General features: G+C 72.3%; 12 protein-coding genes. 4 read left to right on the forward strand and 8 right to left on the reverse strand.

The window, feature by feature from the left end; translation table 11 throughout:
* Positions 1 to 146: 146 nt before the first annotated feature.
* A complete protein-coding gene (locus F6B42_RS14855; protein ID WP_191089386.1) occupies positions 147 to 317 on the forward strand; it encodes a hypothetical protein in 171 nt (56 codons plus the stop codon).
* Positions 318 to 354: 37 nt separating this feature from the next.
* Here the strand turns inward: F6B42_RS14855 and F6B42_RS14060 are convergent, their stop codons facing one another.
* Entirely contained in the window at positions 355 to 555 is a 201-nt protein-coding gene (locus tag F6B42_RS14060) for a hypothetical protein (protein ID WP_150420353.1), read from the reverse strand.
* Positions 556 to 661: 106 nt separating this feature from the next.
* Here F6B42_RS14060 and F6B42_RS14065 point away from each other — a divergent pair, with 106 nt between their 5' ends.
* Complete coding sequence (locus tag F6B42_RS14065) at positions 662 to 1,546, forward strand: hemagglutinin (protein WP_150420354.1); 885 nt, start codon at positions 662 to 664, stop codon at positions 1,544 to 1,546.
* A gap of 47 nt (positions 1,547 to 1,593) precedes the next feature.
* Positions 1,594 to 4,182: a phosphatidylglycerol lysyltransferase domain-containing protein gene (locus tag F6B42_RS14070; RefSeq protein WP_191089387.1), complete on the forward strand. Its 2,589-nt coding sequence runs from the start codon at positions 1,594 to 1,596 to the stop codon at positions 4,180 to 4,182.
* A gap of 22 nt (positions 4,183 to 4,204) precedes the next feature.
* On the opposite strand, the gene F6B42_RS14075 is transcribed toward F6B42_RS14070, so the two are convergent.
* The 7 genes from F6B42_RS14075 to F6B42_RS14105 all read right to left on the reverse strand — a co-directional run bounded on the left by F6B42_RS14075 (position 4,205) and on the right by F6B42_RS14105 (position 12,190).
* Complete coding sequence (locus tag F6B42_RS14075; RefSeq protein ID WP_150420356.1) at positions 4,205 to 5,512, reverse strand: alpha/beta hydrolase; 1,308 nt, start codon at positions 5,510 to 5,512, stop codon at positions 4,205 to 4,207.
* A 177-nt stretch (positions 5,513 to 5,689) separates the two neighbouring features.
* Positions 5,690 to 6,205, reverse strand: coding sequence for an ASCH domain-containing protein (locus F6B42_RS14080; RefSeq protein WP_150420357.1), 516 nt, complete (start codon positions 6,203 to 6,205; stop codon positions 5,690 to 5,692).
* A gap of 103 nt (positions 6,206 to 6,308) precedes the next feature.
* Entirely contained in the window at positions 6,309 to 7,853 is a 1,545-nt protein-coding gene (locus F6B42_RS14085) for an asparaginase (RefSeq protein WP_223878529.1), read from the reverse strand.
* Positions 7,854 to 8,145: 292 nt separating this feature from the next.
* Positions 8,146 to 9,615: a Mur ligase family protein gene (locus tag F6B42_RS14090; protein ID WP_191089388.1), complete on the reverse strand. Its 1,470-nt coding sequence runs from the start codon at positions 9,613 to 9,615 to the stop codon at positions 8,146 to 8,148.
* 119 nt (positions 9,616 to 9,734) lie between these two features.
* Positions 9,735 to 10,031, reverse strand: a complete 297-nt coding sequence (locus F6B42_RS14095) for a DUF7882 family protein (RefSeq protein WP_150420359.1) — start codon at positions 10,029 to 10,031, stop codon at positions 9,735 to 9,737.
* A gap of 59 nt (positions 10,032 to 10,090) precedes the next feature.
* Positions 10,091 to 11,794 (reverse strand): LuxR C-terminal-related transcriptional regulator, encoded by a 1,704-nt coding sequence (locus F6B42_RS14100; protein ID WP_150420360.1) that lies wholly within the window; start codon positions 11,792 to 11,794, stop codon positions 10,091 to 10,093.
* A gap of 45 nt (positions 11,795 to 11,839) precedes the next feature.
* Entirely contained in the window at positions 11,840 to 12,190 is a 351-nt protein-coding gene (locus F6B42_RS14105) for a hypothetical protein (protein WP_150420361.1), read from the reverse strand.
* Between the two features lie 230 nt (positions 12,191 to 12,420).
* Here F6B42_RS14105 and F6B42_RS14110 point away from each other — a divergent pair, with 230 nt between their 5' ends.
* On the forward strand, positions 12,421 to 13,980 hold the full coding sequence (locus F6B42_RS14110) for a SulP family inorganic anion transporter (protein ID WP_150420362.1): 1,560 nt from the start codon (positions 12,421 to 12,423) through the stop codon (positions 13,978 to 13,980).
* Positions 13,981 to 14,085: the final 105 nt, after the last annotated feature.

Consider the following 14,085-nt stretch of genomic DNA (forward strand, 5'->3'; position numbering starts at 1 on the left):
CGGAACGGATCATTCCGGTCCCATCACCGTAGGTCGGCGCATTCGATCGCGCATGTGCTCGCATTTTCGGCGGATGTGCGCTACAAGGCGAGCGACGACGCGTCAACGGGGTTCCTCCTCGGCGGCGGGGGCCCTGGACTGGGGTCATGAACGAGCGAGGAATCGACGACCCCGACCGAGCCACCGACCCGGAGCTGGGGAACGAAGCCGGGAACCCCGGCGCCATCGAGCCCGGCCCCGAGCCCGACACCTCCACCGCCGCCGAGCCCGATCACGGTCAGGCGCCCGAGGGCGAGGAACCGGAGTTCGAGATCTGAGCTCGGGCGGGTCGCCGCTTCCGCGCTACCGGGGTCGCTACGGTCGACGCGAGCGTCCACCCGCGCGTCGGCCCGCGAGCCCACGGCCCCGCAGGAAGCCGGCGACGACGAAGAGGGCTGCCACGACCAGGTACAGCCACCCGGTTCCCGTCGACCCGCCGACGAAGGAGAAGACGCCCGCCAGCGCGAAGAGGGCGGCGGCGACGAACGACAGAACGGCGATCACACGGGGAGACATCGGCACCTCACAGGGGGACGCGGCCGCATCCGGCCGTCGGCGCCCACGATAGCCCACTCCGCCCGGCTCCCAGCTTCCGTTCGTCCGGATGCGCGACGATCGATGGATGGTCTCGCGAACCCGATTGCGGCGCCGACGCCGTCGCATCGCGATCGTCACGACGCTGATCCTCGTCCCCACGCTGTTCGTGGCGCTCATCGTCGCGATCGGCACGACGACGGCGACCATCATCGCGGCCGTCCCCGATCGTCCCGTGAGCGACGACCCCGCGCTGCCGCCGAACGCCGGCGAGATCGACCCCGGCAACCTCATCGACGACGCGCTGTTCTACGACGACGACGCGATGACCACGGACGAGATCCAGCGCTTCCTCGACGATCGCATCGGCTCCTGCGCGAACGATCGGTGCCTGAACGTCGTGACGGCGGGCATCTCCTCTCGCCCGGCGCGCGTCTCCGAGCGCACGGGCGAGGTCGTCTGCCGCGCGGTCGAGGGCGGCGAGCTCCGGGTCGCCGAGATCATCGATCGGATGCAGCGGGCGTGCGGCATCTCGGCCCGCGTCATCCTCGTGACGCTCCAGAAGGAGCAGTCGCTCGTGTCGGGCCGGGCGGCGCGAGCACCCTCGGAAGCCCGCCTGCGCACGGCGATGGGTGCGAGCTGCCCCGACGACGCCCCGTGCGATCCCGCCTACGAGGGGGTCGGCGCGCAGATCGTCGCGGGCACCACCGACCTCGCGTCGTACCGTGCCTCGCGATTCATGCGACAGCCCGGCACCCACTTCATCGGATTCCACCCGAACCGCGACTGCGGCGGCACCGATGTCGTCATCGAGAACGACGCGACCGCCGCCCTGTACAACTACACGCCGTACCAGCCGAACGACGCAGCGATGAGCGCCGGATGGGGCACCGGCGACGCCTGCTCGTCCTACGGCAACCGCAACTTCTCGTACTACTTCGCCCTCTGGTTCGGTTCCGTCCGCGCGGGCTGAGCCGCCCACCAGCGCGCTCCTCACCGCGCGGGCTATCGTGCAGGGTGATGAGCACGACACCCGAACGCACCGGCACGGCCCCGGGCCGTGTCCGCGGCGCCGCGCGAGACCTGCGGCGCAGCACGAGCCGCGTGCTCGCCTGGTCGCGCGTGCGCCCCGTCACCCTGACCATCGTCGCCCTGACAGCGGTGCTCAGCATCCTGCGCTTCGCCCTGCGGCCCGTCGACTGGGGCTTCGACCCGGGCATCGAGCCCGAGTCCGGAGCACGGATCGCGCACCACTGGTGGAGCACGCTCACCTCGCTCTTCGTCATCGAGAACGGGCCCGCCCTGCTGGCGTTCCTCGTGCTCGCGATCGTCGCCGTCGGGGCCGCCGAACGCGTCATGGGGAGCCTTCGCACAGCGATCGCCTACCTCGTCGGCGGGATCGCGGCATCCTTCCTCGGCCTCGCGATCGATCTCTTCGAAGAGGCGTACCTGCCGGGATTGCCGCTGAACGCCCCCGCGGTCGACGTCTTCTCGCCGACCGCGCCGCTGATCGCGACGGCGGTCGCCGCGAGCGGCTTCTTCAGTCCGCTCTGGCGCCGCCGCATCCGTCTGCTCGCGGTCTTCACCGCCGTCACCCTGTACCTCTACTCCGGCGGGGCGAACGACCTCTTCTCGCTGCTGGCGATCCCCGTCGGTTTCGTGCTCGGCTTCGCCCTCGGCGCACGCCGGACGCGCGGATTCCGGCTCGTCCGCAGCTCGTTCCACGAGAAGCGCGTGCTGCTCTCGGCGATCGTCGCGATCACCGCGATCGGCCCGGTGATCGCTACGGCCTCGGGCACGGGCGCGGGCCTGCTGTCGGTGTACGGCTATCTCTCGGTCGACCCCCTGAGCGTCGTCGACGGTCAGGTGTGCGCCTTCGGCTCGCCGGGCGCTCCGTGCCCGGGCGAATTCGACACGATCGCCGACCTGCAGGGATGGTCGGGCATCGTCGCGCTCCTCCCCCTCATCGTGCTGCTGCTGGCGGCCTGGGGCATCCGCGGCGGACGACGCATCGCCCTCTCGATCGCCGTCGTCGTCAACCTGCTCATCTTCGCCGGCATGCTGTACACGTTCGCCGTCGTCGAGCCCGAGACCGTCGCCGCCATCGGCGAGGTGCTCGACGCCGACACCACCGACTACGTCTGGCAGACCCTCACCGGTGTCATCGTCGGCGCGCTCGTGCCGCTGCTCGTGGCCGTCGCGCTCGTGCTCTTCCGCGGCGCGGCCCGCGTGTCGACGGCGACGCGGGCGAAGCGCACCTTCGTCGTCACCGTCGGCGGCACCGCGCTCGGCGTCCTCGCGGTCTCCCTCGTCGCGGCGCTCCTCGCCCCCGGCGGTTTCCGTCCGGTGGTGGATGCCGCCGTCGTGCTGCGCGGGCTGCCCCTGCGACTCGTCCCCCCGACGCTGCTGCCGTCCGACATCCTCGAGTTCGTCCCCGAGAGCGGCCTCGCGCAGGCCCTGTGGTACCTCCCGTCGCTGCTGTTCTGGCTCGTGCTGACCATGGCCGTCGCCCTCGTGCTGCTGAACCCCGCGGCGGTCCAGGACGCCCCCGACCGCCGGCGTGCCCGCACGGTGCTCGAGCGCGGCGGTGGTGACACCCTGTCGTTCATGTCGACGTGGCGCGGCAACTCCTACTGGTTCGCGCCGCAGGCCGATGCGGCCATCGCCTACCGGGTGCGCGGTGCGATCGCCGTGACCCTCGGCGGACCGTTCGGGCCCGATCACGACCGCCCCGACGTCGCCGCCGCGTTCGTCGAGTTCTGCGGTGCGCACGGCTGGACGGCGGTGTTCTACAGCGTCGATACGACCGACGGCGACGGCTACGACCGGCTCGGCTGGCAGCGGATGCCGGTGGCCGAGGAGGCCGTGCTGCGCCTGCCCGACTGGAACACGGCCGGAAAGAAGCGGCAGGACATCCGCACCGCCACCAATCGTGCGGCTCGAGAGGGCATCGCCCCGGTCTGGACGTCGTGGCAGGAGCTCTCGTCCGCGCAGCTCGCGCAGATCCGCGACATCTCCGAGGCGTGGGTGGCGGACCGGTCGCTGCCCGAGATGGAGTTCACCCTCGGCGGTGTCGACGAGCTCGACGACCCGGCGGTGCGGCTCATGCTCGCCGTGCACGAGAGCGGCCGCATCGATGCCGTGACGAGCTGGATGCCGATGTTCGGCCCCGACGGCGTCACCGGCTACACGCTCGATTTCATGCGCCGCCGGGGCGATTCGATGAACGGCATCATGGAGTTCGTCATCGGCGCGGCCGCCGACCGCATGAAGGCGGACGGGCTCGCGCTGCTGAGCCTGTCGGGGTCGCCTCTCGCGTCCACCCGGCTCGACGACGACGCGGCTCGGTCCAACGTCGCCCGCCTGCTCGATCTCCTCGGCTCGCTCCTCGAGCCCGCCTACGGCTTCCGCTCGCTCCTGAACTTCAAGCGCAAGTTCCAGCCGGAGTTCGTGCCGCTGTACGCGGTGTACCCGGATGCGACCGTGCTGCCCGCCCTGGGCGTGGCGCTCACGCGGTGCTACCTGCCGACCCTGACGCTCGGGCAGGCCGTGCGGATGGCGGGCTCGCTGCGCGAGCCGCGGCCCGGGGAGCGCGCCGGCGCCCGCTGAGTCCCGCGCGCGCCGTGCGGGGTCAGCGCCCGAGCCCCCAATGGTCGGCGATGGTCTCGAGGCCCTGCTGGAAGATGTAGCTCCACGCGGTGGCGTCGTGGGCGCTGCCCTGCGCCTCGACGTACGACGCCGTCATGCCCGCGGCCTGCGCCTCCTGGTAGATGCGCTGCACGCCGGGCAGGAACCCCGCGTCGTCGCTGCCCACCCCGAAGACGGCGATCATGTCCTGGTACGGCGCGTGCGCGGCCATGATGGCAGCGGGCTTCGCCGCCTCGTAGGCGGCCTGGTCGCCGGCGAAGCCGCGCGCGATCGTCGTCGCCTCGTCGCCGAGTGAGGGGAACTCCTCGCCCGACGCGTCGAGGATCGCGCTGAAGAGCTCGGGATGCGCCGCGCCCAGTTGGATCGAGCACGTCCCACCCTGGGACAGTCCGCCGATCCCCCAGCCGCCGGGCGCATCGAGCACCGGCAGGTTCGCACGGATCCAGTTCGGAACGTCGACGGTGAGGTAGGTCGCCGAGTTGCCGAGCGCCGAGTCGATGCACATGGGGTTCGCGTCGGGCGAGCCGAGCTGGTCGGGCGAGACGACGAAGGGGGCGAGCCCGTCGTGGGCCGCGGCGTACGCGTCGAGCGACTGCTGCAGGTGAGCCGCCGTCAGGGGGTCCTCGGGCGAGCCGGGCTGACCCGACATGATGATGAGCACCGGCAGCAGCGGCGGGTTGTCCGTCAGCGCCGCCGGGGGCGTGTAGACGACGGCCGGTCGCGCGGCGAAGCCCGACGCCGTCGCCGGAATGGTCACGGTTCCGACCGTGCCCTGCGCGGGCATGCCCGCCGGGGGCGTCCAGTCGTCGATCGTCGGACGGTCGGCGTCGCCGGGGTCCACCGGCGGCAGATCCGCCGCGCCGAAGGCCGGCAGACCGAGAGCGGCGCGGAGGGTCGGGTACTGCCCGAAGGCGATGTTGACGCCCATCGCCCCGGTCAGGGCGAACAGCACGATCGCGAGCGGCGCCGCGATCGCCCGTCGCCACGTCGCGCGCCACAGCGACGCGAGCGCGATGCCGATGCCGGCGAAGGCCAGCGCGATCCACATGCGCGAGTCCGCGGTGAGGACGACGCCGAACAGGTTGTAGTGATCGGCGAGCAGCCAGGTGAGGGCGATGCCGACGACGCCGAAGCCGACCGCGGCGACGGCGGCGGTCAGCATCCATCGGCCACGGATCCATCGGCGGCTCGGCCGGATCGCTATCAGCAGCAGCAACGCCACGGCGGCGAGGATCCAGGTCGCGATGACGGCCGGCCCCGAGAGGATGCCGATGTCGAGCACTCGGTCCATGTCGCCTCCCGCCGCGCCGGCGCCGCGCCGCCGGGGCACAGCGTAGTCCCCCGGCTTGTGGGGGCGGATGGGGATACGTTCGTCGGGCCGCTGGGGCTGGTGATCAGCCTGAAGCGGTTCGAAGCCATACCAGCACCACCGACCCGACGGATGTATCGGGGGAGCAGACCGGCGCGGTCAGTCGGCGTGCTCGGGCGGCCAGACGACGGCGAAGCGCTCGAACACGATCTCGTCGGACTCGGACCAGACCGCACCGCGGGCTGCGCTCACCCGATTCCAGTAGACGCGGTGCTCGCGCTGCCAGCTCTCGAGCGTGCCGTCGTCCTCGCCCTCGTCGGCGGCGAAGGCCGCATCCGCGCTCGTGAAGGGACCGATCCGCAGCTCGGTGCTGCGGATCACGATGCGCGGTGCGCCCGTGCTGTCGCAGGCGATCCAGTGCGAGCCGACCCGCGGCAGTCCGTCGCCGCGGGCGACGAAGTCGGCGACCAGCTCGGCGGTCGCGCGCTTACGGCCTGACAGCACGATGTCCAGGAGCTCGTCGGCCAGACGCGCCGAGTCGCCGAAATGCTCGATCGTGTGCTCGGGGGCACCGGCGACCGCCTCGGGGCGCGCCGCCCGGTACTCCTCCCACATCCGCTCGGCGGCGGCGGTGTCGAGGGGCAGGGCGCGAGAGGATGCGGCGGAGTCGGGCATTCCGTCATCCTCCCACCCGCGACCCCGCAGTTTCGCGCCGAGAGCGCGGGGGAAACCCGGGCTCTCGGCGCGAACGTGCTGTCTCGCGGGCGGTGGCGGAGGGTCAGCCGGTCAGGCCGCGCTCCAGGGCGACGCGGCGGCGGTGCTGCCAGAGGGTCGTCGCGCCGATGGCGAGCGCGAGGGCGCCGAGCAGGCTCACGATGCCGACCGTGCCGGCGGTGCCGCCGGTGAAGGGCAGCGCACCGGCGGCGGCGGCATCGGTCGCGGCCGGTGACGGCGACGCGCCGTCGGTCGCGCCCGGGGCGGGCACGGCGCCGTCGGTCGGCGCGGGCGCGGGCTCGCCGGGGGTTCCGGGCTCGGTCGGGGCGCCGGTCTCGCCGGGTTCGGGCTGCGGCTCGGGCTCGGGCTCGGGGTCGACGACGCGCGTGGGCGGCACGGTGTCGGCGAGTGCGGACGAGTCGAAGGTCGGCGACCCGAGGGTCTGGAACCAGCCGCGGGCGACAGCGATGTCCTCGGTGAACGAACGCGAGAGCATCAGGAGCAGGCGGGCCTTCTGCGGCAGCAGGTCGCCGCCGGCGATGATGTTGCCCGATCCGCCGCTCACCGAGCCGCTTCCGGTGCGCGTGGTCGAGACGAACCAGACGCCCTTGTCACGGGCAGCCGCGGTGCGCGCCGTGCCGGCGGCCGACGAGATGCCGCCCGCGCCGGTGCCCGCCGTGACGACGCCGGCGACGCCGGCATCCGCCCACGCGGTGATCGCCTCGCCGCCGACGGCCTGCGCGTTGTAGAAGATCTCGACGCGCTTGTGGGCGTCGCGGGCGACCGTCCGGAGGTCGAACGGGGTGAACCAGTCGTTCGTGGCGCAGTCGAGCACGCGGGCGGGGGCCCGGTTGATGATCACGTCGGAACCGTCGATCCAGCCGAGCACGCCCGACATGCGGGTGACGAACGTGTCGTTGCGCGTGGAGTTGCCCTTGGTGACATCGCGCGCGGCGTGCACCTCGTCGTTGAGCGAGAGCACTGTGCCGAAGCAGTAGGTCTCCTGGCTCGCCGCGAGACGGATGGACTGCAACAGGTTCGCGGGCCCGTCGGTGCCGAGCACCATCGACTCGGATGCCGTGTTGCCCGCCGCCCACGGACGCATCGCGCCCGTGATGACGACCGGCTTCTTGTTCTGCACGGTGAGGTCGAGCCAGTAGGCGAACTCCTCCATCGTGTCGGTTCCGGTCGTCACGACGACGCCGTCGGCGTCGGCCAGGGCGTCTTCGACCGCGATCGTGAGGTCGTGGTACTGGGCGATGGAGTAGCCGCCCGACCCGGCGTTGCCGAACTGGACGACCTCGACGTCGGCGAACGCCGACAGCTCGGGCTGTAGGACGCCGACCATGTCGGCCATCGGGTACGTGCCGGCGCGGTAGCTCGTGTAGGTGTCGCGACCGCCCGCCTTGCCGGCGAGGGTGCCGCCGGTGGCGACCACGACGATCTTGGGCTTGTCGCCGTCGGCGGCGACCGCGGCCGGGGCGAGCGGTTCGAGGGCGACGGCTCCGGCGGCGGCGAGCAGGCCGGCAGTGGCGGCGGCGACGGCGCGGCGCAGACCGGCGCGCGGTCGGGAATCGGGTGTGTTGCGGGCGGGACGGGTGGTGACCACAGGGGTCCTCTCGATCTTCCGGCGCGACGAAGCATCGCTCCGGGTGAGCGGCGGATGGGTGCAGGAGTGGTGCAGTAGTGGCGCAGTGGTGCTCGTGGTGCGGGGCCGCCGGATCTGGCGTGCGGCCTGGGTCCGAGAGTGGCCCGCGCGCATTTCGGCGGCGTTTCGCCCGAGGGCACGCCGTGTAACCGCTTGCGCGGGATACGTTCGTCGGGCCGCTGGGGCTGGTGATCAGCCTGCAGCGGCCCGAAGCCACACCAGCACCACTGGTCCGACGGATGTATCCCGCCCGTCAGCGGGCGGGCGTCCGGGCGCGCAGCGCGTCCGCCGCGAGGGTCGCGTCGGTGCCGACCGGCTCGCCCGACGCGCTCACGACGGCTTCGTGCCCCATGCCGGCGATCAGCACCGTGTCGCCTGCGCCCGCGGCGGCGATCGCCTCTCGGATCGCCTGCGCGCGATCGCGCACGACCCGGACGGCCGACGCATCGCGGAACCCGGCGAGCACCTCGGCGACGATCTCGTCGCCGTCCTCTCCGTGCACGTCGTCGTCGGTGACGACGACCAGGTCGGCGCCCGCCTCGGCGATCGCCGCCATCTCCGGGCGTTTGCCCCGGTCGCGCTCTCCGGTGCACCCGAACACGACGATGAGGTCACCGCTGCGCGGCGAGAGGGCCGCCAGCGCCTGCCGCAGCGCGTCGGGCGTGTGCGCGTAATCGACGACGACGCGCGGCCCCGCAGCGTACGGCTGCACGACCTGCATCCGTCCCGGAATGCGGCGCACCGCCGCGAGCGCGTCGACGATGCGCTCGATCGGCTCGCCCTGCGCGTGCAGGATCGCCGCCGTCATCGTCAGGTTGTCGACGTTGAAGCGTCCGAGCAGCGGGGAGGAGATGTGCGCGCGGCCGCGCCCGACGACGAGGGTGAAATCGGCGCCGCTCGGATGCAGCCGGACGGCCTCCGCCCGCACCCCGGCGTGCGGGGCCCCGCGCGTCGAGACGCCGACGAGGTCGAGGCCGCGCGGCGGCACGAGACCGGCCACGTAGGGATCGTCGACGTTCATCGCCACGGCCGAGAGCCCGGGAAGCTCCAGGATGCGGCGCTTCGCCTCGCCGTACGCGTCCATCGACGGGTGGTAGTCGAGGTGATCGCGGGTGAGGTTCGTGAAGGCGGCGACGTCGAACCGCGCACCGTCGACGCGCCCCTGCATCAGCGCGTGGGAGCTGAGCTCGACGGCGACCGCAGCGGCGTCCGCTCGTCGGAAATCGGCGAGCAGTTCGTGGAACTCGACGACCCCCGGCGTCGTGAGGCCGGTGGGCACGAGGGAGCCGTGCATCCCGGCTCCGAGCGTGCCGATCGTCGCCGCGGGAAGGCCGAGACCGGTCCACGCCTGCGCGAGCAGCTGCACCGTCGAGGTCTTGCCGTTGGTGCCGGTGACTCCCACGACGGCGAGATGGGCCGACGGGTCTCCGGTGTACTCCGACGCCAGGGCTCCGATACGGATGAGCAGATCCGGGATGCGGCGCACCCGCGGATCGGGATGACCGACGTCGTCGGCGGCCAGCACCGCGCCGGCACCGCGCACGAGCGCCTCGTCGATGTGCCTCCGCGCCGGCGCCCCCGAGCAGAGCGCCACGAACACGTCGCCGGGCGACACCGCCCGACTGTCGCCGCGCAGCCGCGGCCGCGGCCGATCGTGCGCCCCGTCGTCGCCGATCGTCCGTCCGAGAATCGAGCTCGCTCGATCATCCGCGTATCGCACCATCGCATCCCCCGGGGACGATAGTGCCCTATCGGAGGGTAATTTCGGGGTGCGGGCGGCGAAGATCGTCCGTTCGGATGATGCCGATCTGCCGTCGGCGGCAGAACGGGGTCGGCTCGGCCTCAGCCCTGCGGTTCGGGCACCATCCGCAGGCCGTCGGCGCTGTTGGCCGACTCCATGAGCGACTCGACCCATCGGTGGTTGATCTGGGGCGGACGGCTTCCCGCGAAGTAGAACTGCACCGCGATGGTCGGGTGCATCCAGAAGTCGCGGCGGCCGGTGCCGTGCGGCGAGCTGGTCTCGAACATGAACGGCTCGCCGCGGCGCAGCTTCGTCATGATGACCAGTCGGAGGTGCGCGAGCGCGCGATCGTCGACCTCGACCGAGTTCGCCGCGTTCTGATACAGGAATCTGCCCACCGCAACAGCCTAGGCGCGTGCGGCGGCGCGGGCTCCGGCGAGTATGATCCCGCCGCCGGTCAGCGCCCCGAGCCGAGGATGCGCGTGATCTCGCGGCGGTTCGACGCCCCGAGCCGGCGCATGATGTTCGCGACGTGGTAGTCGACGGTCCGCTTCGACAGGTGCAGGATGCCGGCGATCTCTCCGCTCGTGTATCCCTGACCGACGGCGTCGGCGACGCGCCGCTGCTGCTCGGTCAGCCGGAAGGCCGGATGCTCGCCCTGGCTGTGCGCGAGCTCCGCGATCGTCGCGGCGACGGCCTCGTCGCACCGGGCGCTGAGCGCCGTGGCACCGAGCTCGCGCAGCTCGGCGCTCGCCTCCTCGTACACCGCGAGCGCTCGCGCCGGGTCGGGCTCGCCTCCCGAGCCGAACCGTCCGAAGCAGATGCCCGCGACGACCCGCACCCACGCCCGTCCGAGCGGATCCTCGTCGAGCGTCAGCAGCTCGAGCGCCCGCTCGACCGCGGTGATGGAGTCCCCCGTGCGCTCGTCGTGCTCGGCGAGGATCGACACGAACGCCCAGTAGTAGGGGTCGCGCGCGGCATCCGCCTGCTGTCCCCAGCGGCCGACACCGCGCCGGAACTCGGTGATGCTCCGCAGGTGCCAGGCGGCCAGCAGCGTCAGCGTGTTCCACTCGCCGCGCCGGTAGGGATGCCGGTAGCCCGGCTCGGCGGCATCCTGAAGCGCACGGCGGAGGTCCCGCCAGTCGCCCCGCGTGATCGCGACGAGCATGCGGGCGTGGGTGAGGACCATCGAGGCCAGGAACGACGGGGTGTGACGCAGCAGCAGGGCGGCGCGGTCGAGCACCGGACGGCTCGAGTCGAGGTCGCCTCGGATCGCCAGGAGCAGGCCGTGCATCGCGAGCGCCTGAGGCTCGAGCCAGTCGTGCTCCATCGACTCGCGCGGCGGCGCGGTGCGGCGCACGACCGAGACGGCGTCGTCCCACCGGCCCTGTCGGATGCGCACGAAGGCGAGCTCGACCTCGGCGTGCACCCGGATGCCGGGACGCGAGGCATGCGCGAGCCGCGCGCCCCGGGCGAGGTTGAGCGCCGCCTCGCCGAGCTGACCGGAGACGTGCTCGACGTCGCCGAGGCAGACGAGCGCGAGCGCGTGCGCGGTCGTCAGACTGTTGCGGGCGCGCAGCGGAGCGAGCGCCGCCGACAGGGCCGCTCGGGCCGAGCCTCCCGAGCCCGTGTGCGCCTCGACGACGGCGTCCATGCCGAGGATGTCGAAGTGGAGGGTGGTGTTGTGCCAGTGCTCGATCGTGCCGACCTCATCGGGGATCGGCGGGAGCGCGGCGCGCGCCGCCCGCAGGCACGAGCGCGCGGCGCTCCACGCGCCGGAGGCCACGGCACCGAGGGCGACGTGGGCGAGAGCCGCGGGCAGGAGCGAGCCGTGGTCGGCGAGCGGGTCCTCAGCGCCGGCGCCTTCGGGCTCAACCGATCGGACGAGCGCGATCGCACCCTCGAGGTCGCCCGCCCCCAGCAGCATGACGGCTCGCACGCTCTCGCGGACGATCCCCGGCGCCAGCGCCTCGACGTCGGCGCGCACCGGCAGCAGCAGATCGACCCGATGCGCTCGGAAGGCCATCGACGCGGCCAGCCGCAGCGGCAGGTCGTCCGCCGGATCGGCGGCAGCGGCGGCGAGCGCACCCGAGATCGCCGATTCGAGCTCGCGGCGACGCCAGGCCGCCAGCGCCTCGACGACGAGGGGGTGTGAACTCATCCGGGCATCCTCCGCTCGCGCCCAGTCTCGCAGTATCCCGCGTGCTCAGTATCCTTCGAGCTCGGGATCCCAGGGGTCGGGTTCGATGATCGGCGAACCCGAGCGTGCCGGATCGGCGTCGCGGTACGGGAAGTAGCTGTGCATGCGCAGCAGAGTCGCGCCGGTCGAGAAGTCCGGCTCCTCGCCGTCCCAGCCGATCGGCCCGGTCATGAGGGCGATGCCGGCGCCGAGGACGACCTGCGCGGTTCCGACTCCGCCGGAGGAATCGGCGACGACGGGGAAGCTCACCGCCTCGGTCTGATTGAAGTTCGACACGGCGACGGTCAGCCGCACGAGCGCGTCCGCGACATCGTCCGTGGTCACGACGGTCGCCGCCCCGTAGAAGATCCGCCGCATCGCTCCAGTGTCGGCGCGGACGGCACGCCCGGAAAGGGGCTTGACCTCTTCGGAGCGCGGGTGACACGGGCGCGGCCGTCGCGTCCGCGGCGTGCATTACCCTGGAGCCCGAGCGCCGCTCGTGCGCCCATCCCCCGGCATCCTTCCCGCGCCCGTCGCGCGCCGCATCGCCATGTGCCGCGTCGCCCCCGCCGACCCGCCCGGAAGCGCCCGCACCCGAAGGGCATCCCGTGACCGCCGCACCGTCCGCCCGGCCCGCGCGCCGGCATCCCTCGCGCCGTCCGATCGAACCGACCGTGCTGCAGGCGCTCCGCAGCCCGCGCCTGCTCACCCGCGAGGTCCTCGCCGGTCTCGTCGTCGCGCTCGCCCTCATCCCCGAGGCGATCGCGTTCTCGATCATCGCGGGCGTCGACCCGCGCTACGGCCTGTTCTCGTCGTTCATCATGGCCGTCGCGATCGCCTTCCTCGGCGGCCGTCCCGCCATGATCACCGCGGCCACGGGCGCCGTCGCCCTCGTCATCGCCCCGGTCGTGCGCGAGCACGGCATCGAGTACTTCATCGCGACGGTGCTCCTCGGCGGGCTCATCCAGATCGTGCTGGCGGTGCTCGGGGTCGCCAAGCTCATGCGGTTCATCCCCCGCTCGGTCATGGTCGGCTTCGTCAACGCCCTCGCGATCCTCATCTTCACGGCGCAGCTGCCGCAGCTGTTCGGCGACGGAATCCCGTGGCTCGTCTACCCGATCGTCGTCGCGGGCCTCGCGATCATGTACTCGCTCCCCCGGCTGACCAAGGCGGTGCCGGCGCCGCTCGTCGCGATCGTGCTGCTGACGGCCGCAGTCGTGCTGTTCGCCTGGAACGTGCCGACCGTCGGCGATCAGGGAGAGCTGCCCGACAGCCTGCCGTCGCTGTTCATCCCCGACGTGCCGTTCACGCTCGAGACGCTGCAGATCATCGCGCCCTATGCGCTCGCGATGGCGCTCGTCGGACTGCTCGAGTCGCTCATGACCGCGAAGCTCGTCGACGACATCACCGACACGCACTCGTCGAAGACCCGCGAGGCGCTCGGTCAGGGCGCGGCGAACATCCTCTCCGGCGCGTTCGGCGGCATGGGCGGCTGCGCGATGATCGGGCAGACGATGATCAACGTGAAGGCCTCGGGCGCCCGCACCCGGATCTCGACCTTCCTCGCCGGATCGTTCCTGCTCGTGCTCGTGCTCGTCCTCGGCGACATCGTCGCCATCATCCCGATGGCGGCCCTGGTGGCGGTCATGATCGTCGTCTCGGTCGGCACGTTCGACTGGCACAGCATCCGTCCGGCGACGCTGCGACGGATGCCGCCGAGCGAGACCGCGGTCATGCTCATCACCGTCGTCGCCACCGTCTGGACGCACAACCTCGCGATCGGCGTCATCCTCGGCGTGCTCGCGGCGATGACGATGTTCGCCCGTCGGGTCGCCCACTTCACCACCGTCGAGCGCCGCGTCGATTCGGGCTCGGGCTCGGATGCCGCGGCCGCAGACGGCGCCGTCGCGCACTACGTCGTCGACGGCGAGCTGTTCTTCGCCTCGAGCAACGATCTGACGACGCAGTTCTCGTACAGCGACGATCCCGACCGGGTGGTCATCGACATGAGCCGCTCCCACGTCTGGGACGCCTCGACCGTCGCCGCCCTCGACGCGATCGTCGCGAAGTACGAGCGGCTCGGCAAGACCGTCTCGATCGAGGGCCTCAACGCGGATGCCGCGGCCTTCCACGGCCGTCTGACCGGCCGCCTCGACGGCGCCCACTGACCCGCCGGTCGCGCCGGGCGGCATCGGGCGCAGGCGATCTCGCCGACGCAGGAGGATCTGGGCGGCATCCACCTGTGTGCGACGAATCGCCTGCCTCCGCGTCGC

The organism is Microbacterium radiodurans (assembly GCF_008710705.1).
Classification (GTDB): Bacteria; Actinomycetota; Actinomycetes; order Actinomycetales; family Microbacteriaceae; genus Microbacterium; species Microbacterium radiodurans.

Excerpts from the sequence above, each read along its gene's own strand:
- F6B42_RS14855 (WP_191089386.1), top strand. The coding sequence starts at position 147 with ATGAACGAGCGAGGAATCGACGACCCCGACCGAGCCACCGACCCGGAG.
- F6B42_RS14060 (WP_150420353.1), bottom strand. The coding sequence starts at position 555 with ATGTCTCCCCGTGTGATCGCCGTTCTGTCGTTCGTCGCCGCCGCCCTC.
- F6B42_RS14065 (WP_150420354.1), top strand. The coding sequence starts at position 662 with ATGGTCTCGCGAACCCGATTGCGGCGCCGACGCCGTCGCATCGCGATC.
- F6B42_RS14070 (WP_191089387.1), top strand. The coding sequence starts at position 1,594 with ATGAGCACGACACCCGAACGCACCGGCACGGCCCCGGGCCGTGTCCGC.
- F6B42_RS14075 (WP_150420356.1), bottom strand. The coding sequence starts at position 5,512 with ATGGACCGAGTGCTCGACATCGGCATCCTCTCGGGGCCGGCCGTCATC.
- F6B42_RS14080 (WP_150420357.1), bottom strand. The coding sequence starts at position 6,205 with ATGCCCGACTCCGCCGCATCCTCTCGCGCCCTGCCCCTCGACACCGCC.
- F6B42_RS14090 (WP_191089388.1), bottom strand. The coding sequence starts at position 9,615 with ATGGTGCGATACGCGGATGATCGAGCGAGCTCGATTCTCGGACGGACG.
- F6B42_RS14100 (WP_150420360.1), bottom strand. The coding sequence starts at position 11,794 with ATGAGTTCACACCCCCTCGTCGTCGAGGCGCTGGCGGCCTGGCGTCGC.
- F6B42_RS14105 (WP_150420361.1), bottom strand. The coding sequence starts at position 12,190 with ATGCGGCGGATCTTCTACGGGGCGGCGACCGTCGTGACCACGGACGAT.